We start from the raw sequence: 25962 nt of genomic DNA, 5'->3' as shown, positions 1-25962 counted from the left end.
TCTCTTGTCTACACGTGCGCTCCGCGCGTCGGTATATATAATCCTCCGCTGGTTCGAGCGCCGGCCCATCGGTCGCGTAGCTCCCGTCAGGGAGCGAGCGACGGGGCTGGTGGGCCTGACTAAAGGGGGGTCGGTTTCGCTTTACAGCTTTACACCGTACTGCAGTCATGCGATTACCTGCTCTACGGTGTCAACCCAATCACGCTTGGGTCCACCTTCGTCGATATCTCGCCACCAATTCGAGACGGTAGCGTGACTATACGGGACGAATTCGGCGGTTTCGCGGGCCGACATCCCCTGCTGTCGGCAGGCTTCCATCGTCCAGGCGGCAACCTGTTTCACCTCGTTCTCGGCGATCGCCGGGCCGTCATCGTCACTCGACGGAGCCGACCAGGACCAATCGGCTTCGTCGTTCGTGTGCGGCTCGAAGTCGGCCGGCGGAATCCCGGTGAATGGCCGCGGATCGACGTCCTGCAGCTTCCCGCCGGCGATTCGCTCCGCCTTGATCGCCTTCCCCTTGTTGTTGCGGTCGGGCTTCTTGAGAATCGTTCCGACGCGCCAGAGCAGCGGGTGAATCGAACTCTCGTCGTGGCCGATGTAGATGAGACAGCCGTTGTACTTCCGGATCTTGAAGACGAGCGGCCCCATCAGCTTGCGCACTTTCTGCCCGTCCTCGCCGGTGCCGCTGGCGTTCGTCGAGAACTCGTCTCCAACGAACGCCTTTGGGCGTTGGGCGTGTTCGGTCGGGTCGCCGTCCTGCTCGACCCACTCGGCCAGCAGCGGGTAGTTCGGAATCCAGCCGTCTTCGACGTCGCCGTTGTCCCGCACCCACTCGTCGTTTCGGGGCAGCGTCCGGATGTTCGACCCGACGAGTAGATCGCCGTCGACCCACCGATCCCGCAGCTGCAGGAGCAGACACGCGAGGTTCGTTTTGCCAGCTCCCATTTCGCCGAGAATGACGATCACGGGCGCGGGCCCGGCAACGATCTCCCGCAGGCGAGTGATCGCCTTGATGCCGGAGAGGTCCGCCTCTTGGGCGGGGTCGCCGATGTAGTGTTTCAGTGTGAGCGTATCACCGTTTTCGAGCGCGTTCCGGGCGGTTTCGCTCCCTTCAGCCTTCAGTATATCGCGGTTCTTTCCGACGTCGAGGTAGGTCGCGGCGGCCTTCGACTCCCACCGATCGGGGTCGTGATGGACCGCTCGCATGGTCATCTGGCGGTCGACGCTCTCGTCCCGGACGAATCCCGAGTGTGGAAGTACCTCGTCGGGGTCTCGGGCCAGGTTCCCGTCTTGCCACTCGCGGAAGCCGCCGACCGTGAAGTTGTCCTGTTCGTCGCTCACCGCTGTTCACCTCCGTCGGTCGCGGCCTGTTCTGTCGTCGCTGGCGGGCCGTCAGTGGTCTTGATGCCGTGCTCGGCGGCGTAGTCCTCGACGAACTCGGTGACGTCCTGAATGTCGTCCGTGGCGTTCTCTCGAGCGTCGGACTCAGCCGCCTCGAACCGTCGTTTGACGGTCGTTCGTGGATTCATCAGTCCGCGTTCGTCCGCCTCGGCTTCCTGATTCACCACGTCGCCCTGGATCTGCAGCCCCATCTTGCTGATACGGGCGCGCAGGCGGTTGTACGCCAGCCAGGTCTCGATGAGATCGCCATGGATGTCTTCGAGCATGGCCTTCGTACTGACGAGTTTCGAATCGGCCAACTGACTCATGTAGCAACCGCGGACGGTGAGCTGGTCGATGTCGTCCTGGTAGTCGAACTCGCGAACCTCGAACGCCCTGCCGTCGTTGACGGGGTACGGGCTCGGGCCATCGATCTTCGCGGACTCCCACAGCTCCGGTTCGACGTAATACTTCTCGCGAGTGTCACTGACGCCGTTGATGTGGTGGACGGCGACCATGTTGCGAACGCGGAGCTTCCGAACCAACCAGATGAAGAAGCCGAACACCGGCGGCCCGAGCAGCATCAGCGCAGCCACCCAGCCGAGGACAATCGGCGGGACTCCCGGCAGGCTCGGCCGAAGCCAGACGATCGCGATCGCCGTTGAGACGAGTAGCCCCGCGACGAGGAATTGGGCTTCCGCGACGATGAACGTCAGTCGATCCTTCCAGTTCCCGAACGTGGCTGATAGCTCGTTCATGCTTGAATCACTCCGGACTCCTCGCTTCGAAGCACCCACGCGGCCGCACCGGCGGCCATTCCGATCGACAGCACGACGCCCGATAGAACGCCGCTCGTGCCGCCGAACGGGGAAAACGGATTCTCACCGACCGATCCCGTCGCGAGTTGGACCGCTCGCCCGTCGCGTCGAGAGTCGCGCGTACTGACGACGACCGCAGCCTCGCTGCCGACCGTCTCGGCCGGCACGCGGATCGTGCTGTTCCCTCGCGGGATCGCCTTCGTTACCCAGGTCACCTGCTGCGCGCCCTCGGCCATCTGTTGGCTCGGCGTCGCCGTGACCGCCATCGATCGCTCGGCGTGCAGATCGAGAACGAACGCGTCGCCGGTGAATCGCCAGTCGGTGATGGTGAGTTCGTCGTCGACGGTCTCGCCGGTCGGCCCGGTCGTCTCGTTCCCGGCCGTCGCGTTCGCTTCGCCCTGCGCTGCGACGGCGCCCATGCCCATCGCGATCGCCAGGGCTACCGCCAGTGAAAACGTGAGAAAGCGCACGTCACTCACCACCACTCGCTTTGCCGAACAGCCAGCCGACACCGATCACGGCAGCCGCGCCAGCGAGCAGACCACCGCCGCCGACGTCGCCGAGACCGGGGAACGAGATGCCGCCCGACTCGACGATAATCTCGTTCGTCTCCTCACGGGTTTCCTGTTCGTTGTCGGCGGCGTCCTCGACTGCTCCTTTGTACGCGTCGAAGTCATCATCTGGCTCGACTCGGTCAGGGATGACGAAGTCGAGTTCTGACCCGCCGCCGTCGATCCCTTCGAGCGTGAACGGTTCGGTCAGTTGGACCGGCAAGGCAGTCCCCTCATCCTCGGGGGTTAGGGTCGAGTGATCGAAGGGGTCGGCCTCATAGCTGGTCCGGTCCGAACCGTCATGCGTGACCGCCAGCGTCGTGCCGTCCTCGACGCCGATCGTGATCCCCGTCTCGGAGGCCGTCGTCCCACCGTCCGAGATGTAGAGCGTTGCCGAGTCACCGGATAGGTCGACGTCGGCCGCGCCGTCGGCGTCGGTCGTATAGCTCAGATCCTGGCCCTTGACGTCGATCGTCGCGCCCTCGATCCCATTGCCTTCGGAGTCTTCGACGAGTATCGTCATCGTCGCGGTCGAGGTCTCGGGAGTGGGTGGCACGTAGCGGATCTCGGCTGCCATGTAGAAGCGACCGATGATGCTGGGGTTGATCGACTCGCCGACCTGGAGCGTGTCGCTCGGCTCGGTCCAGAATAGCAACCCTTCGAGTTCGACGCCGTTCTCCAGCGAGATTACGACCGGCTTCTCGGACTCAGGTATCCAGAGTGCCCGGTAGACTCCCGCAACTTCCTTCCACGTCTCCAACTCGCCGTCTTGAGCCGCTTCAAGCATCGCCGATCCGCTGGCGATCTTGCTGAAGTCTACCTTGCCCTCGACAGCCGGCTGGTAGAGGTTCGAGACCATCGTCTCGACGTGGGCGAGTTCTTCGTTTAACTGATCGATCAGCTTTTTGTGGATATCCCAGTAGTCGCGAGCGTCGAGGAACCGCACAGACCCCGCTCCGTCTCGTTCCTGCGCGATCAGGCCGGTACCACCCAGAGCGCCAGCACCAGACCACTCGCGAGTTGCGAAATCGTACGCACTCGTTATGTCATCACAGTATTCGAAATCAGCGTGAGAATAGTTCGCCGACACGTTCGGCACCTTGGCCCACGGAAAGAGCCGAAGACGGTCGTTTGTGCTCGGATCGTCGCCAGCAGCGACGGTCACGCCGTGCGTCGACCCGTCGACGAGTTCGACCGTCGCGCTATTTCCATATCCATCAACATCCTGATCATCCAGCAGGACGTGCAGAGCGGTGTCGTGGTCGTCCTGCTCGACGCTCCCATTCCGAGCCCAGTCGAACGGGTCAGCAATCCCCAGCGCCTCCGTCGAATCGGCTCTGGCAGCACGGTTCATGGCCCGGGTCATCTTTGCTGTCCACATGTCGAAGAAGTTCGCCTCGACGTTGGCATAGGCCGATTTCATGGCGTTCTCGGCTTCGAGTTTCGCCGATGCCTCACCGGCCTCGTCGCTCGCCGCCTGGATGATCTCGAACGCCGCGTCAACCCGTCCGAGTTGCCGAAGCATTCCGATATCGCCATCTAACGATTCGAGCATGGGCAACTGTTCGAGACGCATCTCGGTCGCGTCGAGGTAGATTCCGTCCCACACCTCGTTCGCTCGACCTTCGATGACCTCATCCGGGACCCCGTTATTCATGTCCATCGCCCACGCTCCAACGAGCCCGATCGCGATGCCGGCCGTCAGGATGCACGCCCCACCGCAAGCGGCAGCGTGAGCACGGCCGACCGGCGAGAACCGGGGAACGAGGCGGTCGCCGACGTAGACGGTCGCGCCGGCCCCTGCCGTGATCGTGCCGCCGCGCCGGAGCAGTTCGCGCCGGCCGAGGCCGCCACCGTCGTCAGGCTGTGGGCTATGGGCCGCCGTCATGCTCCCCTCCGCGCGAGGCCGACCCCGACAACGAGCAGCGCCAGGACGCCCGCCGCGATCCCGCCCGCCTCGCCGCCGGAGATGGGAGCGCCGCCGCCTCCACCGCCTTCGTTGATCGCGCCGAACGACAGCACGGATACCTCGCCGGTATCGCCCGTGCCGACGATCGAGAGCGCCCAGTCGGTTTCGTTCGTCAGGTTCTCCGTCGCGTTCGTGACGTTGATCTGTAGCGACGACTCGTTGACCGTCGCGTTCAGCGTCACCGTATCGTTGCCGACGACCGACGCGTTCGCCACGTCCGTCGAGTTGTAGAGCCACGCCGTCACGTTGGTCTCGTTTTGCAGCGCGTCGGTGCCCGAGAGGTCGGCGTAGACCGTCGTCGTGGTGTTGTCGACGGTGACGGTTTCGTTCGTGACGACCGTACCGTTACCGGGATCGACGACCGCCGCGCCGGAGGCCGCCCAGAGACCGATCCCGACCATCGCCAGCAGCACGACGATCGGCAGCAGGACGAGGATCGTCCGAGACGCCGCGTTGTGCGTGTCCATTCGCATGGACGATCAGCTCCGGTAGGAGACGTACACGGTCGCTGCGCTGACGTACATGAGCGCCGCGAGCTTGGTGATGTCGTGGTAGTTTACGAGGTCCGCGACGGCCGGCACGAAGACGACCAGGATGGGGAGCGCAAGCGCGGTCCCGATCGCGGCCATCTCTTCCTGGCCGTGTTCGGTCTCGCTGTTCAGCAGGTTCGTGACGACGACCCAGGCGACCGCTGCCAGCGTGATGAGCAGCGCCGGGGAGATCGCGACGCCGCCGATCGTCCAGAGCGCCTGGTTGAAGTCGTAACCGCCGAAAACGTTGATCTGCCAGGTGAACACGTTGAGCTGCAGTGCCCAGCTGATCGGAAGGATGACGAGCGCCAGCACGTCGAGCAGGTCGATTTGGTTGTTATTCGTTCCGCCGCCGATCGCAATTTGTCTCGTTGCCATGGGTTGATACCCAGGCGGAACTGTCGGGATTTGTGACTTAAACCCACTAAATGGTATTTAAAGAAGGGCAGTTTGAGGCCGTTTATTCCTCTCCCTTAACCCGTTCTTTGCCTGATTCAGTAATCCACCATACTAATGTTCGACCTGCTTTTTTAGAGTGCAGGAGACTTGCATCCTCTAATGGGTGAAGTCTTTTGAGCATCCCTGAATTGGAAAAACCAAAAGCTTCGGCAACTTCAGCAGTGGTAGCTACAGGGTCTGATGTAGATTCGACAAATTCGAGAATTTCGATGTCATCAACCGTTTCATCGCGTCCTGCCATTGCTGCGAGTGGTGTTTTGGAACTCTATATTATCACAGGTTTTTAAATAGCCATATAGATACTAATCTCGAATTGGAAATTGGTTTCTACATAACAACTAAGTAGTTTCCATATAGAAACTGGTTTATCGGAAGCCAGGCGGACCCACCGCTACCCGGTCGGGTCCCGTAGGAAGTTACGGACCCGGTGTTGGTGGCACCGGTCCGTTGGCCTCCGTAATCGAGGTACGGAAGCATGTTCGGATACACATTCGCGGTGGATAAACCCCGCGCTCGACGGTGTATCGGAAATTACGGAAACCGGGCACCAGCGCTTATTGGAACGTCACATCAACCAGCAACTCGACCGACGGACCGCCTCCGGGTGCGCCGAATCCTGTGGGAAGGAGCGCACCCGGATACGTCCGTGGTCCCACACGGTGAGACCATGCTATGGAACACGCGCACGACCCTTGAGCGTACCGCTAACAGACAACCGTACAACACTCTCGGGGGTTCCCGATGAGCGCCGAGACCGTCGAGCGCGGGCGGTGCGATACGCCTCGATGTGATGGGCCGGCCGAGACGGTGACGCCCGAGGGTTACGTCTGCGCCAGCTGCGCCCGCGAGATCGAGCGCGCCTATCGCGAAGCCGAGCGCCGTGATCGGGCCGGTCGGGGCGGTGGTCGTCGGTGACCCGTCTCCAACCGATCACCCCCCGTGAGGCCATCGAGATGTACATGGAGGGCCGTCGAGACGAGTTGAGCAAGCAGACGATTCCCTCCCACGTCTACCGACTCGAAGCGTTCGAGCAATGGTGTGAAGAGGAAGGAATCGAGAACCTGAACGAACTCACTGGGCGAGACCTGTACGCGTTCCGCGTGTGGCGGCGAGAAGGTCACGGGAAGGGACGCCAGGAGATCGCGACGATCACCCTGCGTGGTCAGCTCGCGACCGTCCGCGCGTTCCTTCGGTTCTGTGCGGACATCGACGCCGTACCGGAGGACCTTCACGAAAAGGTCCCGCTCCCGACGGTTTCCGGAAGCGAATCGGTGAGCGACACCACGCTCGAACCGGACCGGGCGATCGAGATACTCGACTACCTCAACCGCCACCACTACGCATCCCGGCAGCACGTCATCCTCCTCCTGCTCTGGCACACAGGGGCTCGGATCGGCGGGATTCGAGCGCTGGATCTCGACGACTGCGAACTCGACTCCGATACGCCAGGGGTCGAGTTCGTCCACCGCCCAGAGCAGGATACGCCGCTAAAGAACGGCGAGAAGGGCGAGCGATGGAACAGCATCGGCGGGCACGTCGCCGGCGTCGTCCAGGACTACATCGATGGACCGAGGGATCAGGTCACCGACGACTACGGCCGCGCCCCGCTCATCACGACGACTCACGGTCGCGCTTCTCGATCGACGCTGCGGGATACGCTCTACTCGATTACCCGGCCCTGCCAGCGCGGCGCCGGCTGTCCGCACGATCGCGACCCGGAAGAGTGCGACGCGACGTACTACGTCAAGGCGAGCACCTGCCCGTCGTCACGGTCACCGCACGACGTCCGGAGCGGCCGGGTGACGGCGTACCGTCGCCAGGACGTCCCCCGCCAGGTCGTCGGGGACCGTCTCGACGCGAGCGGCAACATCCTCGATAAGCACTACGACCGCCGTAGCGAGCGCCAGAAGGCGAAACAGCGACGCGACTATCTTCCAGACCAATGAGCAGACCAGACACGTCCACCGAGGTAGAACCGAGCGCAATGTGCAGGTCCGACAGGGCCCATGGAGTGACCCGCGCGAACGTGCGCGGGTCACGGAGTTGATCGCTGGCGGATTCGAACTAGACGGCGGCGAGCGGAGCGAGCCGACGGCGTAGTTTCGAATCCGACAGGGCCTGTGACCTACCCGACCAATTTGTAACTCATCGGTCGATCGGTGTTTTCGGCCACTTCTATCCCGATTGCCTGCCGATTCCTGTTTCGGAAATCGGCAGTTCTGAAACGGAGCCCACCCAGGAGCTCGGTGCGGGTTGTCGCCGGGCGAATTTCTTAGCCGAAATGAGGGGTCGGCATGACGCTGGCCGATCCTCGTTCCGATGTCGCCGACGAGGACCTGGCCCGCCGACGGCTGCTGTGGCACGAGTTCGGTGACCAGCACCTCGAACGGCGAGGTGGCAGGATCGCGCCACGGCAGGTCGCGGTGTCTGTTCGCGTCGTACCAATCCAGCAAGGGTCGGACGAAGTCGTCGCCGTCTTCCGTGCGCATCCCTCGCGTGGCTCACGTCGGGCGATCATTCTACGTCATTCGGCCGTTCCACCAGATATAACGCGTTACGTCACACGTAACAATCTCTTCGCAGGCGTTCTCGCGGCCGGGTTTTCCCGTGCTGAATCGGTCCCAACGCCCACGACGGCACTCCGGCCCTGTTTCGAGCGGCGTCGTATTGCTACGATTGCAGCGCCGAAACGACGTCTTCGACGGCGAACAACCGGAGATCGTCGCGCTCTTCGGCGGCTTCTTCGACGGAGGGTTTGAAACCGCTTCGCGAAAACAGCGCGTACCGTTCGACCCGCTCGCCACCCGTATCGGGCGTCCACCGCAGTTCTTCGACGTGGCGCTGCAGCTTCGAGAACGCGTCGTACCCGAGCGGCGAGCGCTGGAACTTGCACTCGCCGACGAGCAGCGTTTCCTCGGTCGTCAATCCGACGACGTCGATCTCGTGGTCGTCGTACCACCACCGTCCCGTATCCGTGATCGTATACTCCGGATAGAGCGTCCGAAGTGCAGATTGGCTCAATTCTTCGAACGACTGACTGACGAAGTCGGCCAGCTCGGGTTCGATGAGCGCCTCGTAGGCGTCGTCGCCGAGTTCGTCGTATCGATCTCCCGTCCCGTAGACGAAGTGGAACCAGAAGCGGAAGAACGGGTCACGAATGTGGTACCGACTGCGCTTACTCCGTTCTTTTTGCTCCGTAATCGGGACGCGCTGGTCGACCAGCCGCAGCCGAGCGAGTCGGTTCAGATACTTCGAGAGCTGATTGTACTCGATCCCCGTCGTCCCCGCGATCTCGTTGCGGCTCGTACTCCCGCCCGCGATCGCTTCGAGAATCGAGAAGTATCGCGTCGGTTCCGTCAGCTCCATACGCAGCACGTAGTCGGGTTCGTTGTGGAGCGAGCCGTGACGGGAGAGGATCGTTCGCTGGACGTTTTCTGCCAGCGTCGCCTTCGGAGCGACCTCTTCGAGATAGTACGGAACGCCGCCGAAAACGCCCCACGTACAGACCTGTTCGTCCGCCGCGTACGCGCCGTCGAAAAACTCCATCGCGGCGGCGAACGGGAGCTGTCTCACGTCGAGTTTGACCGAGGAGCGGCCGTAGAGCGGACCGTTCCCGAGAAGGGCGGCCTCTTCCATCATGCTGATCGACGAGCCGACGATCACGATCGTCGTCGCCGAATCGTCGAGCTCGTGGTCGAACATCGCCTGGAGCACCGACGGGAGACTTCGGTCTTGTTCGACCAAATAGGGAAACTCGTCGAGGACGAGTATCGCGTCCTGTTCGGCTAAATATCCGAGCACGTCCCCCCAGTCTTCCCGGATACGCGTCACGCCGGGATACGATTCCGCGGCGATCTCGACGAACTGCTCGAGCTGGAGCGCGTTCGTCTTCTGTTTCGCCTGGTAGACGACGGCGTCGTCGTATCCGTCCAGCGATTGCTTGACGAGTTCTGTCTTTCCGAGCCGCCGTCTGCCGTAGATCACCGCGAGTTCTGCGGCCTCCGATTCGTAAAGTGAACGGAGGCGGGAGAGTTCTTCTTCGCGATCGACGAAATCGGTCATACGCTCCATCTACTCGCGCGGGATATAGCATTTCTGTTTATCGTACTCTGGAGTATCGTACTCTAGAGTATCATACTGTGGATGGGCGTTCGCAATCCTCACTTGCTGGTCTCTTCGACCGGCCGATTAGAATCGACCCCGCCGCAGTGTTCCGATTCCTGGATCACCAATTATCTCCCGGTCGGATTCTGCCCCGACAGGGCCCATCCGTTTTCTGAATAGTTGGGATCCAGGGGACGGCGTCAGTACGAAATAGACAGTGTTCAAGGTCAGATAGCCGTATGCAGGCTCGCGAAAGCCGAACCGACAGGAAATCGATCGAACCTTCGTTCCAAAAGAATACCTCTCCCAACTCTCCGTTGGTCAAGAAGAACGAATCAGGCTCTTCGACATTCTGAATTCCTATCCGATCCACAGTCACGTTCCTGAAAATATCTTATTTCCAGTAGATATAATATGGTACAACCACTTTCTTCACGCGGAAGCCACTCGCTTTGGTTTGCCAGAGTGGGCAGAAATGCCCCGGGTGTTGGAGCACCCGAGACGTGGCTTCCGAAACCCGCGCAAGGGTTTTCATCAGCCATGACACGCTATACGCCAGACCACCATAAACCCCGCGCACAGCCCGCATACCCCAGTTCTACGGCTACTGACGAGTTTCCAGATTCGAGAACGTCGATAGCCGATCGATCACGAACCCACACGGCCACCGCCGGCCCGTCCGACGACCGGCTCCGCGTCGCCGTCGAACGGCCCGTAGACCCCAACCGATTCGGCATCGTCTCGCGCGACCAGTATCCGCCCTGTCCGAGCTGCACAGAGCCGGTGATCACGATCCGGACGCTCGGGCCGCACCGTCACACGGCCGATCCCTGTGGCTGCCCGCTGGACGCCGTCACCGTCGCGATGTTGCTCGGCGGGGTGAATCGATGACCGACCGCCCGGATCCGGACGACAGTCCGTTCCCGCCCTGTCCGTTCTGTGAGACGCCCGTCGTCAGTATCACCTCCTCGGGACCGCACACCCACTCGGCGCGGCCCTGCGGCTGCGAGTTGCCGCTCGCGGACGTCCAGGAGATACAGGCGTAGAACGTCTCGACCGCCAGAATGCCAGTTTACCCGCGGACACAATTCGTCCGTGTCGTCCGATCGACTTCCGTGGGGCTGACAGCGAGTTGGCGAATTGCCACGACACTCGCCGTCGATACCGATCCCAGACGTAAACACCGGTCTGTGTCGCGTTCGTCGCGCCCTGGGGTCGAAGTGGCTCTTGCCCATAGCGAGAGCGGATCGGGCCATCGCACTCGATTCTCGATCGACGACCCTAACCAGTGTGCCCGGCCCTCCGATCGGGGCTAGGCTGTTAGCCCCAATAGAGAGTACCGTCGTCGCGTTACCCGTCGTCAATGAGCCGATTGCAATTTGCGATGTTCAGCCTCCTGGCGCTCGGCTACGCGGCGATCGGGTTCGTCCTCGGGCGGTCGTTCATGCACGACGTCCTGAACGTCGAACCGATCGAGTACGTGCCGATGCCGGAGATCGTCCTCCAGCTCGCCGGATTCGGACTGGTATTCGCCCTCGTAATCGTCGGGACGCGAGCGTCCGTCCGGCTATTGAATCTGGATCAGATGTAGGGCCAGTCGGCGTGGCCGGTCGAGGGGGTGCCGGCCCGTCAATCGTCGTCCGCGCCGATCCGATCCGGAATGGTTCCCGGTCGATCGCCGGGCAGGGAGACCTCCCTGAGCGTAAATCGCTTGGCCACCATGTCGTAGCAGAAGACGAGCGTGCCGAGGATGATCATGGTGTCGCCGGGGAGCCGCGCCCAGAAGAGCAGTTGGACGAGTTCCCCCTCGTAGAAGGCGAGGCTCCGAGCGGCGGCGTAGCTCTCCGTAAAGGCCGTCTCCAGCTGGAGGAACCCGACCGGGAGCACGGAGACGAACACCATGACGGCGAGCCCGGCGTTCCAGAGCCAGAAGGACCAGCGCAGCCGACGTTCCGACCACAGCGAGGGTTTCGTCGAGATGCGGAGCATGTAGGTGGCCATCCCCAGCGCGAGGAAGCCGAAGGCGCCGAACATGGCGGCGTGGGCGTGGCCGACGGTGAGGTAGGTGCCGTGTTCGTAGTAGTTGATCAGCGGGAGGTTGATGAAGAAGCCGAGCACGCCGGCGCCGACGAAGTTCCAGACCCCGCTGGCGATGATGAACATGAACGGGAGCGTGTAGGGAAAGCTCCCGTCGCTCGTCGCCAGCGCGCGGTACTGACCCATCGCCTCGAAGAGGATGAGGATCAGCGGGATGAGTTCGAGCGTCGAGAAGATCGAGCCCAGCGGGAGCCAGACGTCGGGCTGGCCGATCCACCAGTAGTGGTGCGAGGCGCCGATGACGCCCGACCCCATGACGAACAGCGCCTGGAACGCGACGGCCTTCTCGGCGGACGCCTTCCGGAGGAGCCCCATGCTGACGAGGGTGATGCCGACGATCGCGACGATGAAGAACTCGAAGGCGCCCTCGACCCACATGTGGACGACCCACCAGCGCCAGAACTCCGTCGTCACGATGTTCGTCTCGGGCGTGTAGAGCATCCCCGCGGTGAACAGGAGGCCGATCGAGCCGCCGGCGTAGACGATCATGTGCGCGAGTCCGTAGCGCGACTCGCGGCGCAAGAGCGGGCGAAAGCCCCGCCAGACCAGCGCCGTCCAGAGGACGAACCCGACCAGCAGGCCGACCTGCCAGAGGCGCCCGACCTCGAGGTACTCCAGTCCCTCGTTGCCGACGATCCACCAGAGGTCGCCGTCGATGTAGCCCTGCGCGCCGAGCCAGACGCCGGCGAGGCCGCCGACGGCCGCGACGATCAGCGCCCCCAGCAGGACGTGAATGTAGGTTCGCTGATTATCGGGTTCGTGATTCGTCAGCAGCGGCGGGAGGAAGAGCCCGGCCCCGAGCCAGAGCGCGGCGATCCAGAGGATCCCCAGGTCGAGGTGGAACGTCTTCGCCATCGCGAACGGGAACGCCTCGAGGAGGTCGATCCCGAACACCTCCGTGACGCCGAAGAAGCCGTCCCGCTCGACGTAGTAGTGCGCGAGGAGCCCGCCCAGGAGAACCTGGAGGGCGAAGAGTGCCCCCGCCAGCGGGATGAACCGCGTGGCCGCGCGCTGACTCGGCGTGAGACTGATGTCGTCCGGGGCGGGGATCTCGAGCCCCCTGGTCTCCGGTTCCGGTAGCTCGACCGACCTGTAGAGCCAGACGCCGATGCCGACGGCGGCGACGAGCAGGACCATACTGATCACGCTCCAGGTCATCGTCGCGCCCGACGGCGCGTTGCCGGCGGCCGGGTCGAACGGCCACTCGTTGGTGAAACTGCCGTCGCTGCCCGGTCGGTCGGTGTGGGCGATCCAGGCCGTCCAGAGGGCGAAGTCGGCGAACAACCGGGCGTCCTCCGCCGAGTCGACGAAGTCAGCGGGGACGCCGCGCTCGAGAGCCCCTTCGTGGTAGCGCTCGACGTACGTCTCGCGCACGTGCCGGTGAGCGGCGACTTCGGCCGCGGAGTACCGGATGGTCTCCGCGCCGTCGTCGATCGTCCCGTCGAGTTCCTCGCGGACGATCGAGTCGACGCTCCCCCGTTCGGCAGCGTCGAGGTCGTCGTAGGCCGCCCCGTAGCGCTCGTCGGCGTAGTACTCGCGCATCGCCGAGACCTTCAGGTCGAGCGCGTCGGCGGTGAAGTCCACGCCGTAGTAGGCGCCGTTGCCCAGAATCGAGCCGTGGTTCATCAGTCCGTTCTGCTGGAAGGCGATCTTGCCATCCTGCACCTGCGACTCCGTCACGATCACCTCGCCGTCGGGACCGGTCACCTCTTTGGGAATCTGCGGCACCTCCTGAGCGGAGTAGAGTGCGCCACCGCCCATCACGAGTAAGTTCCCGACGAAGACGACGACGAGCGCCTTCGCGATCGTTCGCCTCGTAATTTTCATAATTCATCGTTGTCCGACACTCACTTTTACGTCCGGCGGAACACGTTCCCCTCGCCCGATTCGACGACTCGACGTCCGGTCGCGCTCGTGCGTCGACCCCTGCCTCGCTGCCGTCCGCGTGTCGGTACCGACGCGACGGTCGGCGCTAATTCAAGTGACAGTATTTTCCCCGCTCTCGGGCTACGTTCGGCGATGAACGTCCCGACCGATCGACTCCTGGTTGTGCTGGTCCTGGCCACCGCGCTCGGCGTCTTCTTCGTCGGGTGGGGCTACCTCGAGGCGATGGACACGTCCGCGGAGGGGCAGTTGCTTCGAGGCGGCCTGGTCGTCGGGTTCTTGGCCATCGTCGCGGTCTCCTGGTTCGCATTGCGTCGCATCGACGAGAACCGCGAGCGATCCGACTGAGTACGAAACACGCCGCCCGGGACCGGCCGGGCTCCGCAGCGACACGCCTGGAGGACGCTGGCCCATTTCACGGGACCCTGACTCGGTCGGCCCGAACGCGCGGATCGGTGGCGGTGATTGTTACCCCTTCATTGAGTATACTTACCGAATGTCCGGTTTCTAGTTCAAACCGCTACAGGGATGTATATGGACGGGGTTGACATCCTATGGTCGATACGCGGGACCACTCGACACGGAGCGGGGAATCGCGGGACGATCGGGCGGAACGCGCAGGGACCGCCCGGCTGATCGACCGGCGGACCGTCCTCGGATCGATCGCCGCGACGGGTGTACTCGGCGGAGGCGTCGGCAATGTGGCAGCCGGGACGGCCGGCGGGTATCCGCCGGCGGGGATCACGGAGTGGGGACCGTCGGTGTCGCTCGGAAACGGCGCGGTCCGGACGTTCACGATCGCCCCGCAAGACACCGCCCCGTCGGCCCACGGCGTGCTCATCGACCGGGCCGCGCTGGAGGGGTTGCCGTCCGCGGCGGCCCTCGAAGCGGGTGCGGAAACGACCTACACCGACAAGTACGGACGGACCGGCGAGGCGTTGCGCATCCACCACGCGTGGTCGCTCGCGTTCTTCGTCCCGTTCCCGTCGACTCGAGGATCGTCGATTTCCTTCCTCGGATTCGGCTGGAACCCGAACGGACACCCGCCGGCCGGCGTCTGGTCGGCCCCGCACTTCGACGTCCACTTCCACATGTCGCCCGCGCCGACCGTCGACGCCATTTCGGGGCCGGCCGCTCCCGAGTACACGCTTCCGGCCCGGTACGTTCCGGACGGCTACGTGCGCGGGCCGGTCGTCGACGAGCGCGTCATCACCGACATGGGCGAGCACCTGGTCGATCCGACCGCGCCGGAGCTGAACGGCGGTGACTTCTCGAATACGCTCATCTGGGGCGTCGCCGACCCCGACGGGGACGATATCGGGGAACTCACGTTCGTCGAACCGATGATCACCCGGTCCTTCCTGCAAGACCATACGGCCGTCGACCGTCGGGACATCGCCCAGCCCGACGCGTACGCCCGGTCGGGCCGGTACCCCACGGCCTACGCGGTTCGTGACGTCCCGTCGCGGGACGCGATCGCGGTGACGATCGACCGATTCGTATCCGTCGACGGTGACGCCTGAGCGGCTCGATCGCCCCGCCCTCGAACCCGGGGATGCCCTCCATTCGAATCGACACGGTTCGTCGCTGGAATAAGTTCTTCTCTCATGTTAATTCGTAACACTAATAGCCCATAATGTAATACGTTCCGCGGAAGAACGTGACCATGACACCGGCCACTCACTCCACCGACGTGCTCGTATCGCCCGACTGGGTCGAAGACCGCCTGTCCGAGTTCGAGGCGGATGACCCCGGTCTGCGACTCGTCGAGGTCGACGTCGACACCGAGGCCTACGACGAGGCGCACATCCCCGGCGCGGTCGGCTTCAACTGGCAGACGCAGCTGCGCGACCAGACGCGGCGCGACCTGCGCGATCCCGACGAACTCGCCGCCCTCCTCGGCGACCACGGGATCGAACGCGACTCCACGATCGTCCTCTACGGCGACAACGCCAACTGGTTCGCCGCCTACGCCTACTGGCAACTGCGCTATCACGGCCACGACGACGTCCGCCTGCTGGACGGCGGCCGCGAGTACTGGCTCGAACGCGACTACCCGACGACCGACGCGGTGCCCGAGTACCCGCCCGTCGAGTACGAGATCGGCGGACCGCGCGAGACGATCCGGGCGTATCGCGAGGACGTCGAACTCGCGCTCGACCGTGACTGTGCGTTCGTCGACGTCCGCTCGCCCGAAGAGTACACCGGCGAGGTCATCGCTCCGCCGGAGATGACCGAAACCGCCCGGCGCGGCGGACACATCCCCGGTGCGACGAACGTCTCGTGGAAGGACGTTACGGACGAGGACGGCCTGTTCAAACCGCGCGAGGAGCTCGAAGCGCTCTACGCCGAGGCCGGCGTCACCGGCGAGGAGACCACGATCACCTACTGCCGGATCGGCGAGCGGGCGTCGGTGGCCTGGTTCGCGCTGCACGAACTGCTCGGCTACGAGGATACGATGAACTACGACGGCTCCTGGACCGAGTGGGGCAATCTCGTCAACGCGCCGATCGCGACGGGCGAGGAAGCGGAGTGACCGAACCGCTCGAACCCGAGAAATGGCCCGATCGGGCGCTCGACGGTCGGTAGCGACACCGGTGACCGACTGTTCACCGAAGCGGGCCGCGTAAGATCCGCACAACCGTGTTCTCCCGCGATATCGAAGCGGCGGCCTCACCGACGAATCTCGACTCGCGTTCCGGAGCGCCAGCCGTCCGCTGGCCGTCGAGCAATTCCGTGGTGGGCGATGGGAAGCGGCCAGCAACGGCTGAGAGCGGGCGTGGCTTTGTGATGAACGCGATACTAGTATCGTGTGCATAATTGGCCTGCGCTCTGTTCGCCAAGAACGGATTTACGGCAACGTTGTGTGGCACGGCCGACGAGCGATCCGACCTGTTGCTGCTCGACGCGACCGACGTCCTCGCGGTATCGAACCCGGATTCGTAGCGCCTCGCCGAATCAGGTCACGCCTCGGGGACGAACCGCGTGGCGCGTTTCGTCCGGTCTGCGAGGGTGTCGAGGAAGCGAGCCGCGTCCGCGCCGTCGACGACCCGGTGGTCGAAGCTCAGGTCGAACGTGATCCGGTTGCGAACGTCCACCCCGTCGTCGCCCGGCATGGCGCGTTCACGAAGCCGGCCGACGCCGAGGATGGCCACCTCGGGCGGGTTGATGACCGGCGTGAACGAGTCGACGCCGAGGACGCCAAGGTTCGTGACCGTGACCGTGCCACCGCGGAGGTCGGCCATCGAGTAGTCGCCCGATCGCACGGCCTCGGTCAGGCGTCGGCGGTCCGCTACCTGTTCGGCGAGCGTCAGGGAACCCAGGTCCCGGACGACCGGCGCGACCAACCCGGCGTCGACGTCGACGGCGATCCCGACGTTGTGCTCCGCGTAGAGCCGGTGGGTCTCGTCCTCGTACGTGGCGTTGAACGCGGGGTGTTCCTCGAGCGCGGCCGAGAGCGCCCGGAGGACGAGGTCGATCAGGGAGACGTCGACGTCGAGTCGCTCGTCCGCCGTGTCCGTCGCGGACAGCAGTGCCTCGGCGTCGACCGCCCGGCTCGCGGTGACGTGGACGGCGTTGCGATAGCTCTCGGAGAGGCGCTTCGCGATGGTTCGGCGCATCGGCGTGAGCGAGCGCTCCTCGCGGATCGTGCGTCCGGACTCGTCGGGGGCGTCGGAATCGGCCCCCTCGTCTTCGTCGGTATCGGATGGTGGCATGCAGATTGTGGGGATCGGAATCGCGGTGGTGGTCGGGGCGGCGACCGTGATCTCGAGCCGGCGGCGGTCGAGAATCCGGCACCCGTTACTCGGTGCGGATCCGGGCCAGCACGTCGCCGCGTTCGAACTCGTCGTCCTCCTCGAGGGCGATCTCGTCGATCGTGCCCGCCTCGGGTGCCGGAACGTCGACGTTCACCTTCTCGACCTGGAGCGCACAGAGGGTGTCGCCCTCGCCGACGCTCTCGCCCTCGCTCACGAACCAGTCGACGACGACGCCTTCGTCTTCCTCCGCGTCCTCGGGCCAGTAGTCGGCCGTGTCGACGGCGACGGTGTCGTCGCTCATTCGCCTTCGTGGACCGCGCGGATCGCCGCCTCGACGTCCGCGGCGTCCGGGATGACCTCGTCTTCCAGCGGGCGAGCGTACGGGATCGGGACGTCGGGGACGGCGACCCGTTCGACGGCCTCCAGGTCGTCGAGGCCGGCCTCGGCGACGCGGGCGACGATCTCGCCGGTGACGCCGAACGACCGGTAGTCCTCGTCGACGACCACCAGTCGGCCGGTCTTGGCGACGGAGTCGCGGACGGTCTCGGCGTCGAGCGGAACGAGCGTCCGGAGGTCGACGACCTCGGCGTCGATCCCGTCGTCGGCGAGCGAGTCGGCGGCCTCGAGGGCGCGGTGGACGTGCAGGCCGAGGGTGACGACGGTCACGTCCGCGCCCTCGCGCTTGACGTCGGCGGTCCCGAAGGGGATGGTGTAGTCGCCCTCCGGCACGCCCGTCTTCGGGCCGTCCGGCGCGGGCATCCAGCCGATCCCCATCAGCCGCTTGTGGAACATGTAGACCACGGGGTCGTCGTCGCGGATCGCGTTGTGCATGAGCCCCTTGGCGTCGTAGGCCGTCGAGGGGACGACGACCTTCATCCCCGGGAGGTGGGCGAAGGTGCCGTACAGCGTCTGGGAGTGCTGGGCGGCGTCGTTGTAGGTCCCGCCGATGGCGGCCGTCAGGACCATCGGGACGGAGACGTTCGCCCCGCTCATGTAGGTGTTCTTGGCCATCTGGTTGTAGATCTGGTCCATGCCGACGCCGAAGAAGTCGACGAACATCAGCTCGGCAATCGGGCGCATCCCCGCCTGTGCGGCGCCGACGGCGGCGCCGATGTAGGCCGTCTCGCTGATGGGCACGTCCATGACCCGGTCGGAGCCGAACTCCTCGCGCAGTCCGGTCGTGCTGTCGAAGATGCCCTCGTAGTCGGCGACGTCCTCCCCCATGTAGAAGACCTCGTCGTCCTCGCGCATCTCGAAGGCGATCGCCTCGACCATCGCCCGGCTCATCGTCAGCGTCCGCTCGGCCTGCTGGGGCTGATCCTGCTTGGCCATCAGTCGTCACCTCCGCGTCCCGCAACCTCGGGCTCGGCGTCGGTCACGCCCGAGGGCGGATTCGAGAACACGTCCTCGTGAGCGGCCGCCGGATCGGGCTCGGGCTGGTCTTTCGCCCACTCGATCGCCTCCTCGACGCGGTCGTGGGCGCGCGAGCGCAGGTCCTCGATCGTCTCGTCGTCGACGCCCTCGGCGCGGAGGTCGGCTTCCAGCCGCTCGATCGAATCCCGTTCCTGGGCGGCCGTCGCGTCCGCCTCGGAGCGGTAGGTCTCCGGATCGCCCATGAAGTGGCCCATCCGCCGGTGGACCTGCAGCTCCAGCAGCGTCGGGCCGTTCCGGTCGCGGGCGCGGCCGACGGCCTCGCCGGCCGCCTCGTAGACGGCGACGGCGTCGTCGGCGTCCACGCGCTCACCCCGGAGGCCGAACCCGTCGGCGCGCTCGGACCCGTCACGGACGTCGGTGATTCGCTCTTTGGGCATGCTGATCGCCCAGTCGTTGTCCTCGATCACGAACACGACGGGGAGTTCGTGGACGCTCGCCATGTTGAGCGACTCGAGGAACGCGCCCTGGTCGATCGCGCCCTCGCCGAGGAAGGCGACGCCGACGCTGTCCGCGTTGCGCTTTTTCGCGGCGAGGCCGGCGCCGACCGCCGGCGGACACCCCTCCGCGATGATCCCGCTGCACGCGAAGTTCACGTCGGGATCGAAGAGGTGCATGTGCCCGCCCTTTCCCTTCCCGAGTCCGGTCTCGCGGCCGAAGATCTCGGCGGTCATCCGCTTCAGATCGACGCCCTTCGCGATGGCGATGTGGTGGGGTCGGTGCGGCGCCGTGACCGTATCGTCGTCTCGGAGGTGCTGACAGACGCCCGCACCCGAGGCCTCGTGGCCGGCGGCGAGGTGCAGTTCGCCCGGGATCGGACCGGCCGAGATGTCGAACGCCGGTTGTTTTCCCTCCAGGTACTCCTCCTGGAGGCGCTCCTCGTAGCGACGCGCGGTCGCCATGTTCTCGTACATCTCTTGTAATGTGCTAACTGCTACCATAGTTCGGTCGAACGGCCACCGCCGGCCGGTAAATAGCTAACACGCGCTGGGCGAACGACCACGTCGCGGGGTCGGTGGCCGGCGCTTGGGCGACCAGGGGCCGATGGTGGCCGAGCCCGGCGTCGGTTCGTTTTTTACTGACGAACGAATTGGTGTAGCATGGTCATTTCAACGGACCCACCGTTCGGACTACCGGAGCTCGACGAGGCGAACGCCCTCGTCAGAACGTACGAGGAGGCCCTCGTCTACGCCGATTTGGACGGGGAGACGGTCCTCCACGAGGGGCCGGCGCGCGTGCTCGGAACCGGCTGGGTCGAACTCCCGAGCGGTCGGATGCTCTCGCCCGACGCCGTCCACCACATCGATCCGGCGACGGAGCTCGGCGAGGACGACGAGCCAGCCGACCGACTCGATACGACCGAAACGGGGTGGTGAGCAGCCGGACGGCTACCCGGCAAGAGAATCAACAGATTGATATTTTTTGCCGTCGACGGTCGAGAGGCATGACGGTACTCTCGACCGAAGACGAAGGGAAGTTCCTGATGGACGTCCGCGGCGAACAGATCGGCATCGTCACGGAAGTCGATCCGATCGAACAGGTGGCCTACGTCGATCCCGAACCCAGCCTCACCGACGCGTGGATCCAGAGCCTCGGCCGCGGCGGCTCGGACGAGGACGATATCGAGGTTCCGAGCGAGAACGTCGCGACGGTCACGGACTCCGAGATTCGCGTCGATGCCGATCTGAGTAGCGAGGAGTGAACGAGCGCTAGCGAGTGAATTCCTCGGAATAGCGAGCGGGGAAGGAGTGACCCGAGAGTAGCGAGGAGTGAACGAGCGCTAGCGAGTGAATTCCTCGGAATAGCGAGCGGGGAACGGTAGCAAGACGGGACCGGTACTGGATTCCGGCGCGCCGATCAGCCCCACCGGTCCCGATCGGCGAGGAACTGCTGGGCGCGTTCGCCGACGGCCCGCCTGAGGGCGGCCGGATCGACGGGGTCCGACACGTCGGCGAACTGCGGGGCCATCTCACGAGCGATCGCTTCGACGGTGCGTTCGACGAGCGCGTCGTAGTCGACCGACCGGCCGCTGGACTCGAGCGCCCGGGCCAGTCGCTCGAACCGCGAATCCGCGGCGTACGCCGCGGCCAGGTCGGGAGCGTCGACCGCCGTCGGCGGGTCCGGCGCGTCGACGGCCGGGTTCGACAGGGCGGCTCGTCCGCCGCGCTTGTCCCGGAGGGAGAGCCCGGCGACGGGGCCGTCGTACAGGTCCGACGCCGGGAAGTCGATCGCGTCGGGGTCGAAGTCGCGGGCGCGACGCTCGCGCTCGACGACGGGGACCGTCTCCAGACCCAGCCGGTCGAAGATCGCCGCGACGGCGTCCGGCGGGCGGTAGCCGTCGGCCGTTCGGACGTCAACGCCGAGGAACGGCGCCACGCGCTCCCAGTCGTAGTCGATCGCGCGGCGAGCGGTCGCCACCCCGACGAAGGTCACCGCGTCGACGTCGTCGACGGCCGCTCGGAGGCCGTCCCGATCGAGGTGCTCGCGGACGTGGCGGACGGCGTGGCGAAGCGGGAGCGGGACGTCGGTCGGATCGTCGTAGACGCGTTCGGCGTCGCCGACGCGAACGAGACCGGACGCGTCGAGCTGAAACCGGAGTCGCGGGCCGTCGACCTGCTCGAGCAGCCACAGGTGCCCGGTGTCGAACTGACCGTCACCGAGCGTCGAGAGCGGGGGCGGCGGATTGCTGTCGTGCATACCCTACGTGGTTGGTGCCAATTCGCGCGGGGGACTCAACTGTATCGGTCGAACTGGTCGCGCCGAGCGAGGTGAGCGTCGGTGGATCGGATGAAAACGGGTCCGGTGGGCGACCGCGTCTCGCCCGGGCGAGATGGGGAGAGTGGGATGCCGACGGTCGGCAGTCTCAGGACTCGATTTCGAGCTCCAGCGCGTCGCCGAGGAAGGATTCCTCCCACTCGCGGCGGGATTCGAGCTCGCGATGACCGCGGCTGGTGACGGTGTAGACGTTGGTTCGCTTGTCCTTCGAGCCCTTCTTCAGGAGGCCTTTCTCGACGAGAGTGTCGAGGTTCGGATAGAGGTGGCCGTGCTGGACCTCCGACTCGTAGTACGTTTCGAGTTCGTCTTTGATCGCCAGCCCGTGAGGCTCGGTCAGCCCGGCGGTGATAAAGAGGAGGTCGCGCTGGAATCCAGTCAGGTCGTGCATGGGATGACAAACGTGACCGGATTAGATAAATTTATTGCATCGACGTAATAGTAGAAGACAGTCGTTTCGGCCGATGGGTCGCAGCTGGGGGTCGACAGGGCCGTTCCTCGGAACGCGTCCGTCCGCACCCTGGTCGTGGCTGGCGCGTGCAGATCGTTCGTGCCGAAGGGTGTCTCTCGGGCTGCCGGCTCTCGGACGGGCGTCGCCGGATTGGGGCAGAGAACTGGTACTCTCCGGTCGCAGCCTGGCGCCGAAACCGTCGGAACGCAGAACTACCGTAGCAAGTCGTATTCAGACGAGCGTGATCGGTTCGGAGTCGCGCATCGCGGCTGAATCAGGATCGGGTTCGTCAGCACGGTCGGACGTGCGACGTGCGGTCTCTACAATGACCGGTGCCGACGCGACGGTGTGCTCACGTCGAGATGGTCACGACGCCGTTGCGTTCGGTCACCGACGACGCTTCGGGCGGGAGATCGAACTCGAACTGGCCATCCTCGGTGACGACGAGTACCGTGTCTCCGACGACGTCGACGGCACCCTCGCCGGCGTCCGGGCCGAAATCGACGATGATGGCGCTTCGGTCGTCGTCGTCGACCGTTCGAACGGCGATGTCGCGACGCGCTGGGTCTCTGAGTGGTTGTGGAACGTTCATACAATTCATTCGGCCTCGGCACGGATAACGCCGACGCCGGCAATGGACAGGACCCGGTCGTTCGATATCGGCCGAACACAGCCCCGATCCCGGCCAGGGCATCGCTCGCTCGATGCGGTCCGAACCGTTCGAGTCGAAGGACTTTCACGGATGAACCGTCGAACCCGGGTATGAACGGAACCGACGTCGCGAGAACGATCGCGCTGTACGCGGCGGGCGGAACCGCCGCCACCCTGTTCGTCGCCGCGGGCGTCGCGAGCCTCCTCGAGGGGATGGCCCACGGGGGTTCCGTCGGCGAAACCTACCGGCTGCAGGGGACGGGAGTCGTCTACACCTTCGTCGGGTGGGTGATCTTCGTCGTCCTCGCGGTCAACGTCTACGGGGCGGCGACCCGGCGGCGGTCGGTCGACGAGTGAACCTGTCACCGGAGGCGAGGTGCCGGCGACGCAACTAACGTGCCGTCACCCGGATTCGGTCGCCGCCGCCCGCTGCTCGCGCGTCACCGTGTAGCGGTGGAGGTCGGCCACCTCGTCGTCCATGGGAACCCAGTTCCGAAGGACGCCGTCGTACTGGCCGCCGTGGGCGTCGACGTAGCGCTCGATCGCTCGTTTCGAGCGCTCGTTGCCGTCGTTGTGGCCGGCGGTGACCAGTTCGAGGTCGAGGCGGTCGAACGCCACGTCCATCAACGCGGCCGCTCGCTCGCCCGAGTAGCCCCGCCCCCAGAAGGGCTTCCGGAGGATGAGCCCGAGTCGACCGGTGCGTCGGTCCCACTCGGTCGAGAGCGTGGTCAGCCCGGCGAGCTCGCCGGAGCCGTCCTCACCTTCCTTCGGGCGGACGACGTACTCCGCGCCATCGGCCTCCTCCCAACGGCGTTCGGCGTCCTCGATCATCTCCGCGGCGTCCTTCGGGGTCCGGTAGGGCGTCTGCGGGACGTACTCGAAGACCGCCTCGACGTCCGGCTCGTGGCCCTCCGCGAACCCCTCGTACAGCTCGAGGGTATCGACCGTTTCGTGACAGAAGCGCTCGAGCCGGAGGCGCTCCGTCTCGATGGTTTCGGGGTACATGGTAGTCCAATCCTGTCGACTATCTCCATGAAACCGACGGTTGGTGTCTGCCGTCGTCCGTCGGCGAACCTGGAACGGTCGGCGCGGCTCGACCGTCGAAGTCAGAACGACGGCCGGCGGTCCCGACCGGTGGTTCGCGCGGAGTAGCCGCCGTAACGACGGATTGGGAAACCGAAACGTCCCCCGCGATATTACACCGCAGGGATGGTGGACTCGCCATGGGCAGGAATACGGGCCGGCGGGCGGTGCTCCGGGCGGGCGCTGCCGGGGTCGGCCTCGGCGCGGTCGTGCGGGGCGATCGACGGGCGGTCGCCGCAACCGGGCGGGACGCGTCGACGAACGAGGTCGCCGTCGTCTCCCAGCATCGACTCGCCACCGAGGCGGGACTCGAGGTGCTCGAGGCGGGCGGAACGGCGGCCGACGCCGCCGTCGCCGTGGCCGGCGCCCTCAGCGTGGTCGAGCCGTGGTTCTCCTCCGCGCTCGGCGGGGGAACCTGGGCGCTGTACTACGACGCGGAATCGGGCGACGTGACCAGCCTCGACGGCGTGGGACCGGTGGGATCGGAGGCGTCGGTCGCCGACTTCGAAGATCGGGCGGGCGAGCCCGGCGTCCACCAGGCCATCGTCCCCGGCGCCTGGGACGGCTGGATGGTGTGGCTGGACGCGTTCGGCGCGCTCGACCTTCCGGCGGTCCTCGATCCGGCGATCCGCCTCGCCCGCGAGGGATATCCGGCCAGCGCGGCGATGGCGGACTGGCTCGACCGCGGGGCCGACGAGATCGAATCGCGGCCGGCGACGGCGGCGATCTACGAGCGAGACGGCCGCCTCGTCCGCGAGGGGGAGACGGTCTTCCAGCGCGAGATGGCGGCGACGTTCGAATCGCTCGCGGACGCCTACGTCGCGGAACTGGACGCGTCGGGCGATCACAGCGCGGCGTTCCGGGCCGCCCGCGATCACTTCTACCGCGGCCCCGTCGCCGAGGCCATCGTCGAGTTCTCGGACGAACGCGACGGCTACCTCACCCGCGGGGACTTCGCCGACTTCGCGGCCGAGCTGGTCGACCCCATCTCGATCGACTACACCGGGGACGTCCGGGTCTACCAGAACCCGCCCAACAGCCAGGGGATCACGCAGTTGCTAGCGCTGAACACGCTGAAGGGGTTCGACCTGCGGGCGATGGACCCCGTCGATGCCCTCCACGTCCAGGTCGAGGCGATCAAACTCGCCTTCGCCGACCGCCACTACCACGTCGGCGACCCGGAGCGAGTGGACGTCCCCGTCGACGCCCTCCTCTCGGACGAGCACGCCGCCAGGCAGCGCGAGCGGATCGAACTTGACGCGGCGATGACGTGGCCGATCGCGAGCGAACTGGACGCGAGTCGCGGCGCGCGAGTCGGTGGACCCGAGGCTGCTGACGACCCGGGAGTCCATCCCGCAGTCGAACAGCGGGGAGCCGGCGGCGCCGGCCACACGAGCACCTTCCACGTTCGCGACGCGGCGGGCAACGCGGCGGCGGTCACGACCAGCCTGGGGGCGCAGTTTCTCGTCGTCGGCGAGACCGGCATCCACCTCAACAATCGCATGCGGATGGTCGCGCTCGAGGCGGGCGACCCCAATCGGCTCGCCCCCGGCAAGAAGGTCCGTCACACCTCGAATCCATACCTCGCGACGCGCGACGGCGAGGTCTGGATCTGCGGCGGCAACACCGGCGTCGACACCCAGCCGCAGGGCCAGACCCAGCAGTTCGTCCACGTGGTCGACTTCGGTCGATCCGCTCAGGCGGCGATCGCCCACCCCCGCTTCGTGAGTTCGGCCTTCCCGTCGACGCAGTACCCCTACGAGGCCGACAACGAGTTGCACGTCGAAGCTGCGTTCCCGGACGACCTGGTCGACGGCCTCGAGGACCGGGGCCACGACGTCACGACGGGCGGGTTGTTCGGCACGGCGAACATGCTCGTCGTCGGTAAGGACTCCATGCAGGTCGGCGCGGAACCGCGAACCGAGACCGCATCGGGGGTCGTGACCGAACTCGAGGAGCGCGGTGACTGACTGGGAGACCGACCATCGCAGAGCGAACGCAATCGTGGGAACGGCCGGTTCCCG

28 protein-coding genes are annotated in these 25962 nt (G+C 65.4%); 11 read left to right on the top strand and 17 right to left on the bottom strand.

Annotated elements, in window-relative coordinates; translation table 11 throughout:
• Positions 1-165: 165 nt before the first annotated feature.
• The 7 genes from MXA07_RS17620 to MXA07_RS17590 form a co-directional block, all read right to left on the bottom strand.
• Positions 166-1341, bottom strand: a complete 1176-nt coding sequence (locus MXA07_RS17620) for a hypothetical protein (RefSeq protein WP_247729901.1) — start codon at positions 1339-1341, stop codon at positions 166-168.
• Entirely contained in the window at positions 1338-2138 is an 801-nt protein-coding gene (locus tag MXA07_RS17615; RefSeq protein ID WP_247729900.1) for a hypothetical protein, read from the bottom strand. Before MXA07_RS17615 ends, MXA07_RS17620 begins: the two co-directional genes overlap by 4 nt.
• On the bottom strand, positions 2135-2677 hold the full coding sequence (locus MXA07_RS17610) for a DUF8063 family protein (protein ID WP_247729899.1): 543 nt from the start codon (positions 2675-2677) through the stop codon (positions 2135-2137). Before MXA07_RS17610 ends, MXA07_RS17615 begins: the two co-directional genes overlap by 4 nt.
• Positions 2670-4406: an Env/VP5 family phage fusion protein gene (locus MXA07_RS17605; protein ID WP_484496861.1), complete on the bottom strand. Its 1737-nt coding sequence runs from the start codon at positions 4404-4406 to the stop codon at positions 2670-2672. The genes MXA07_RS17610 and MXA07_RS17605 overlap by 8 nt, the downstream gene beginning before the upstream one ends.
• A gap of 227 nt (positions 4407-4633) precedes the next feature.
• Positions 4634-5191, bottom strand: a complete 558-nt coding sequence (locus MXA07_RS17600; protein ID WP_247729897.1) for a hypothetical protein — start codon at positions 5189-5191, stop codon at positions 4634-4636.
• 6 nt (positions 5192-5197) lie between these two features.
• Positions 5198-5626 carry a DUF8023 family protein gene (locus MXA07_RS17595; RefSeq protein WP_247729896.1) on the bottom strand — a complete coding sequence of 143 codons (429 nt, stop codon included), beginning with the start codon at positions 5624-5626 and terminating at the stop codon, positions 5198-5200.
• Positions 5627-5708: 82 nt separating this feature from the next.
• Complete coding sequence (locus MXA07_RS17590) at positions 5709-5948, bottom strand: hypothetical protein (RefSeq protein WP_247729895.1); 240 nt, start codon at positions 5946-5948, stop codon at positions 5709-5711.
• Positions 5949-6448: 500 nt separating this feature from the next.
• Between MXA07_RS17590 and MXA07_RS17585 the strand changes: the two genes are divergently transcribed.
• Entirely contained in the window at positions 6449-6622 is a 174-nt protein-coding gene (locus MXA07_RS17585) for a hypothetical protein (protein WP_247729894.1), read from the top strand.
• 38 nt (positions 6623-6660) lie between these two features.
• Positions 6661-7653 (top strand): tyrosine-type recombinase/integrase, encoded by a 993-nt coding sequence (locus tag MXA07_RS17580; protein WP_425492232.1) that lies wholly within the window; start codon positions 6661-6663, stop codon positions 7651-7653.
• 724 nt (positions 7654-8377) lie between these two features.
• Here MXA07_RS17580 and MXA07_RS17575 read toward each other — a convergent pair.
• On the bottom strand, positions 8378-9769 hold the full coding sequence (locus MXA07_RS17575; protein WP_247729892.1) for an ATP-binding protein: 1392 nt from the start codon (positions 9767-9769) through the stop codon (positions 8378-8380).
• 929 nt (positions 9770-10698) lie between these two features.
• Between MXA07_RS17575 and MXA07_RS17570 the strand changes: the two genes are divergently transcribed.
• Both MXA07_RS17570 and MXA07_RS17565 read left to right on the top strand, forming a co-directional pair.
• Complete coding sequence (locus MXA07_RS17570; protein WP_247729891.1) at positions 10699-10857, top strand: hypothetical protein; 159 nt, start codon at positions 10699-10701, stop codon at positions 10855-10857.
• 317 nt (positions 10858-11174) lie between these two features.
• The gene (locus MXA07_RS17565; protein ID WP_247729890.1) at positions 11175-11402 is read left to right on the top strand and encodes a hypothetical protein; all 228 of its coding nucleotides are present in this window, start codon (positions 11175-11177) and stop codon (positions 11400-11402) included.
• Between the two features lie 38 nt (positions 11403-11440).
• On the opposite strand, the gene MXA07_RS17560 is transcribed toward MXA07_RS17565, so the two are convergent.
• Positions 11441-13735 carry a nitric-oxide reductase large subunit gene (locus MXA07_RS17560; protein ID WP_247729889.1) on the bottom strand — a complete coding sequence of 765 codons (2295 nt, stop codon included), beginning with the start codon at positions 13733-13735 and terminating at the stop codon, positions 11441-11443.
• 192 nt (positions 13736-13927) lie between these two features.
• On the opposite strand from MXA07_RS17560, the gene MXA07_RS17555 reads away from it, so the two are divergent.
• From MXA07_RS17555 to MXA07_RS17545, 3 genes are all read left to right on the top strand, one after another.
• Positions 13928-14140 (top strand): hypothetical protein, encoded by a 213-nt coding sequence (locus MXA07_RS17555; RefSeq protein ID WP_247729888.1) that lies wholly within the window; start codon positions 13928-13930, stop codon positions 14138-14140.
• Positions 14141-14346: 206 nt separating this feature from the next.
• Complete coding sequence (locus MXA07_RS17550) at positions 14347-15315, top strand: hypothetical protein (RefSeq protein ID WP_247729887.1); 969 nt, start codon at positions 14347-14349, stop codon at positions 15313-15315.
• Between the two features lie 143 nt (positions 15316-15458).
• A complete protein-coding gene (locus tag MXA07_RS17545) occupies positions 15459-16328 on the top strand; it encodes a sulfurtransferase (RefSeq protein ID WP_247729886.1) in 870 nt (289 codons plus the stop codon).
• A 427-nt stretch (positions 16329-16755) separates the two neighbouring features.
• Here the strand turns inward: MXA07_RS17545 and MXA07_RS17540 are convergent, their stop codons facing one another.
• The 4 genes from MXA07_RS17540 to MXA07_RS17525 form a co-directional block, all read right to left on the bottom strand.
• Complete coding sequence (locus MXA07_RS17540) at positions 16756-17508, bottom strand: 2-oxo acid dehydrogenase subunit E2 (RefSeq protein ID WP_247729885.1); 753 nt, start codon at positions 17506-17508, stop codon at positions 16756-16758.
• A gap of 85 nt (positions 17509-17593) precedes the next feature.
• The gene (locus MXA07_RS17535; RefSeq protein ID WP_247729884.1) at positions 17594-17851 is read right to left on the bottom strand and encodes a lipoyl domain-containing protein; all 258 of its coding nucleotides are present in this window, start codon (positions 17849-17851) and stop codon (positions 17594-17596) included.
• The gene (locus tag MXA07_RS17530) at positions 17848-18882 is read right to left on the bottom strand and encodes an alpha-ketoacid dehydrogenase subunit beta (protein ID WP_247729883.1); all 1035 of its coding nucleotides are present in this window, start codon (positions 18880-18882) and stop codon (positions 17848-17850) included. The genes MXA07_RS17535 and MXA07_RS17530 overlap by 4 nt, the downstream gene beginning before the upstream one ends.
• Positions 18882-19895: a thiamine pyrophosphate-dependent dehydrogenase E1 component subunit alpha gene (locus MXA07_RS17525; protein WP_247729882.1), complete on the bottom strand. Its 1014-nt coding sequence runs from the start codon at positions 19893-19895 to the stop codon at positions 18882-18884. The genes MXA07_RS17530 and MXA07_RS17525 overlap by 1 nt, the downstream gene beginning before the upstream one ends.
• 186 nt (positions 19896-20081) lie before the next feature.
• Between MXA07_RS17525 and MXA07_RS17520 the strand changes: the two genes are divergently transcribed.
• Positions 20082-20357, top strand: a complete 276-nt coding sequence (locus tag MXA07_RS17520; RefSeq protein WP_247729881.1) for a hypothetical protein — start codon at positions 20082-20084, stop codon at positions 20355-20357.
• A 68-nt stretch (positions 20358-20425) separates the two neighbouring features.
• Positions 20426-20683, top strand: coding sequence for a hypothetical protein (locus MXA07_RS17515; protein ID WP_247729880.1), 258 nt, complete (start codon positions 20426-20428; stop codon positions 20681-20683).
• A 155-nt stretch (positions 20684-20838) separates the two neighbouring features.
• Here the strand turns inward: MXA07_RS17515 and MXA07_RS17510 are convergent, their stop codons facing one another.
• From MXA07_RS17510 to MXA07_RS17500, 3 genes are all read right to left on the bottom strand, one after another.
• On the bottom strand, positions 20839-21678 hold the full coding sequence (locus MXA07_RS17510; protein WP_247729879.1) for a hypothetical protein: 840 nt from the start codon (positions 21676-21678) through the stop codon (positions 20839-20841).
• Positions 21679-21844: 166 nt separating this feature from the next.
• Complete coding sequence (locus MXA07_RS17505) at positions 21845-22144, bottom strand: helix-turn-helix transcriptional regulator (protein ID WP_247729878.1); 300 nt, start codon at positions 22142-22144, stop codon at positions 21845-21847.
• A 412-nt stretch (positions 22145-22556) separates the two neighbouring features.
• Positions 22557-22796, bottom strand: a complete 240-nt coding sequence (locus tag MXA07_RS17500; RefSeq protein WP_247729877.1) for a DUF7127 family protein — start codon at positions 22794-22796, stop codon at positions 22557-22559.
• Positions 22797-22966: 170 nt separating this feature from the next.
• On the opposite strand from MXA07_RS17500, the gene MXA07_RS17495 reads away from it, so the two are divergent.
• Positions 22967-23212, top strand: a complete 246-nt coding sequence (locus MXA07_RS17495; protein ID WP_247729876.1) for a hypothetical protein — start codon at positions 22967-22969, stop codon at positions 23210-23212.
• Positions 23213-23257: 45 nt separating this feature from the next.
• Here MXA07_RS17495 and MXA07_RS17490 read toward each other — a convergent pair whose 3' ends face one another.
• Positions 23258-23860, bottom strand: coding sequence for a GNAT family N-acetyltransferase (locus MXA07_RS17490; protein ID WP_247729875.1), 603 nt, complete (start codon positions 23858-23860; stop codon positions 23258-23260).
• A 218-nt stretch (positions 23861-24078) separates the two neighbouring features.
• Between MXA07_RS17490 and MXA07_RS17485 the strand changes: the two genes are divergently transcribed.
• Positions 24079-25908, top strand: a complete 1830-nt coding sequence (locus MXA07_RS17485) for a gamma-glutamyltransferase family protein (protein ID WP_247729874.1) — start codon at positions 24079-24081, stop codon at positions 25906-25908.
• The last annotated feature ends 54 nt before the right edge of the window (positions 25909-25962 follow it).

The sequence above is a fragment of the Halovivax limisalsi genome (genome assembly GCF_023093535.1).
Taxonomy (GTDB): Archaea; Halobacteriota; Halobacteria; order Halobacteriales; family Natrialbaceae; genus Halovivax; species Halovivax limisalsi.
The sequence above is the reverse complement of the archived record's forward strand: the minus strand, read 5'-3'. Positions and strand labels throughout refer to the sequence as shown.

What these genes read in the sequence shown, in the direction of transcription:
- MXA07_RS17570 (WP_247729891.1), top strand. Translation starts at nt 10,699, where the DNA reads ATGACCGACCGCCCGGATCCGGACGACAGTCCGTTCCCGCCCTGTCCG.
- MXA07_RS17490 (WP_247729875.1), bottom strand. Translation starts at nt 23,860, where the DNA reads ATGTACCCCGAAACCATCGAGACGGAGCGCCTCCGGCTCGAGCGCTTC.
- MXA07_RS17515 (WP_247729880.1), top strand. Translation starts at nt 20,426, where the DNA reads ATGACGGTACTCTCGACCGAAGACGAAGGGAAGTTCCTGATGGACGTC.
- MXA07_RS17500 (WP_247729877.1), bottom strand. Translation starts at nt 22,796, where the DNA reads ATGAACGTTCCACAACCACTCAGAGACCCAGCGCGTCGCGACATCGCC.
- MXA07_RS17545 (WP_247729886.1), top strand. Translation starts at nt 15,459, where the DNA reads ATGACACCGGCCACTCACTCCACCGACGTGCTCGTATCGCCCGACTGG.
- MXA07_RS17530 (WP_247729883.1), bottom strand. Translation starts at nt 18,882, where the DNA reads ATGGCCAAGCAGGATCAGCCCCAGCAGGCCGAGCGGACGCTGACGATG.
- MXA07_RS17560 (WP_247729889.1), bottom strand. Translation starts at nt 13,735, where the DNA reads ATGAAAATTACGAGGCGAACGATCGCGAAGGCGCTCGTCGTCGTCTTC.
- MXA07_RS17520 (WP_247729881.1), top strand. Translation starts at nt 20,082, where the DNA reads ATGGTCATTTCAACGGACCCACCGTTCGGACTACCGGAGCTCGACGAG.
- MXA07_RS17510 (WP_247729879.1), bottom strand. Translation starts at nt 21,678, where the DNA reads ATGCACGACAGCAATCCGCCGCCCCCGCTCTCGACGCTCGGTGACGGT.
- MXA07_RS17525 (WP_247729882.1), bottom strand. Translation starts at nt 19,895, where the DNA reads ATGTACGAGAACATGGCGACCGCGCGTCGCTACGAGGAGCGCCTCCAG.
- MXA07_RS17550 (WP_247729887.1), top strand. Translation starts at nt 14,347, where the DNA reads ATGGTCGATACGCGGGACCACTCGACACGGAGCGGGGAATCGCGGGAC.
- MXA07_RS17590 (WP_247729895.1), bottom strand. Translation starts at nt 5,948, where the DNA reads ATGGCAGGACGCGATGAAACGGTTGATGACATCGAAATTCTCGAATTT.
- MXA07_RS17555 (WP_247729888.1), top strand. Translation starts at nt 13,928, where the DNA reads ATGAACGTCCCGACCGATCGACTCCTGGTTGTGCTGGTCCTGGCCACC.
- MXA07_RS17580 (WP_425492232.1), top strand. Translation starts at nt 6,661, where the DNA reads ATGTACATGGAGGGCCGTCGAGACGAGTTGAGCAAGCAGACGATTCCC.
- MXA07_RS17485 (WP_247729874.1), top strand. Translation starts at nt 24,079, where the DNA reads ATGGGCAGGAATACGGGCCGGCGGGCGGTGCTCCGGGCGGGCGCTGCC.
- MXA07_RS17565 (WP_247729890.1), top strand. Translation starts at nt 11,175, where the DNA reads ATGAGCCGATTGCAATTTGCGATGTTCAGCCTCCTGGCGCTCGGCTAC.
- MXA07_RS17575 (WP_247729892.1), bottom strand. Translation starts at nt 9,769, where the DNA reads ATGACCGATTTCGTCGATCGCGAAGAAGAACTCTCCCGCCTCCGTTCA.
- MXA07_RS17615 (WP_247729900.1), bottom strand. Translation starts at nt 2,138, where the DNA reads ATGAACGAGCTATCAGCCACGTTCGGGAACTGGAAGGATCGACTGACG.
- MXA07_RS17535 (WP_247729884.1), bottom strand. Translation starts at nt 17,851, where the DNA reads ATGAGCGACGACACCGTCGCCGTCGACACGGCCGACTACTGGCCCGAG.
- MXA07_RS17495 (WP_247729876.1), top strand. Translation starts at nt 22,967, where the DNA reads ATGAACGGAACCGACGTCGCGAGAACGATCGCGCTGTACGCGGCGGGC.
- MXA07_RS17600 (WP_247729897.1), bottom strand. Translation starts at nt 5,191, where the DNA reads ATGCGAATGGACACGCACAACGCGGCGTCTCGGACGATCCTCGTCCTG.
- MXA07_RS17585 (WP_247729894.1), top strand. Translation starts at nt 6,449, where the DNA reads ATGAGCGCCGAGACCGTCGAGCGCGGGCGGTGCGATACGCCTCGATGT.
- MXA07_RS17505 (WP_247729878.1), bottom strand. Translation starts at nt 22,144, where the DNA reads ATGCACGACCTGACTGGATTCCAGCGCGACCTCCTCTTTATCACCGCC.
- MXA07_RS17605 (WP_484496861.1), bottom strand. Translation starts at nt 4,406, where the DNA reads ATGAATAACGGGGTCCCGGATGAGGTCATCGAAGGTCGAGCGAACGAG.
- MXA07_RS17595 (WP_247729896.1), bottom strand. Translation starts at nt 5,626, where the DNA reads ATGGCAACGAGACAAATTGCGATCGGCGGCGGAACGAATAACAACCAA.
- MXA07_RS17540 (WP_247729885.1), bottom strand. Translation starts at nt 17,508, where the DNA reads ATGCCACCATCCGATACCGACGAAGACGAGGGGGCCGATTCCGACGCC.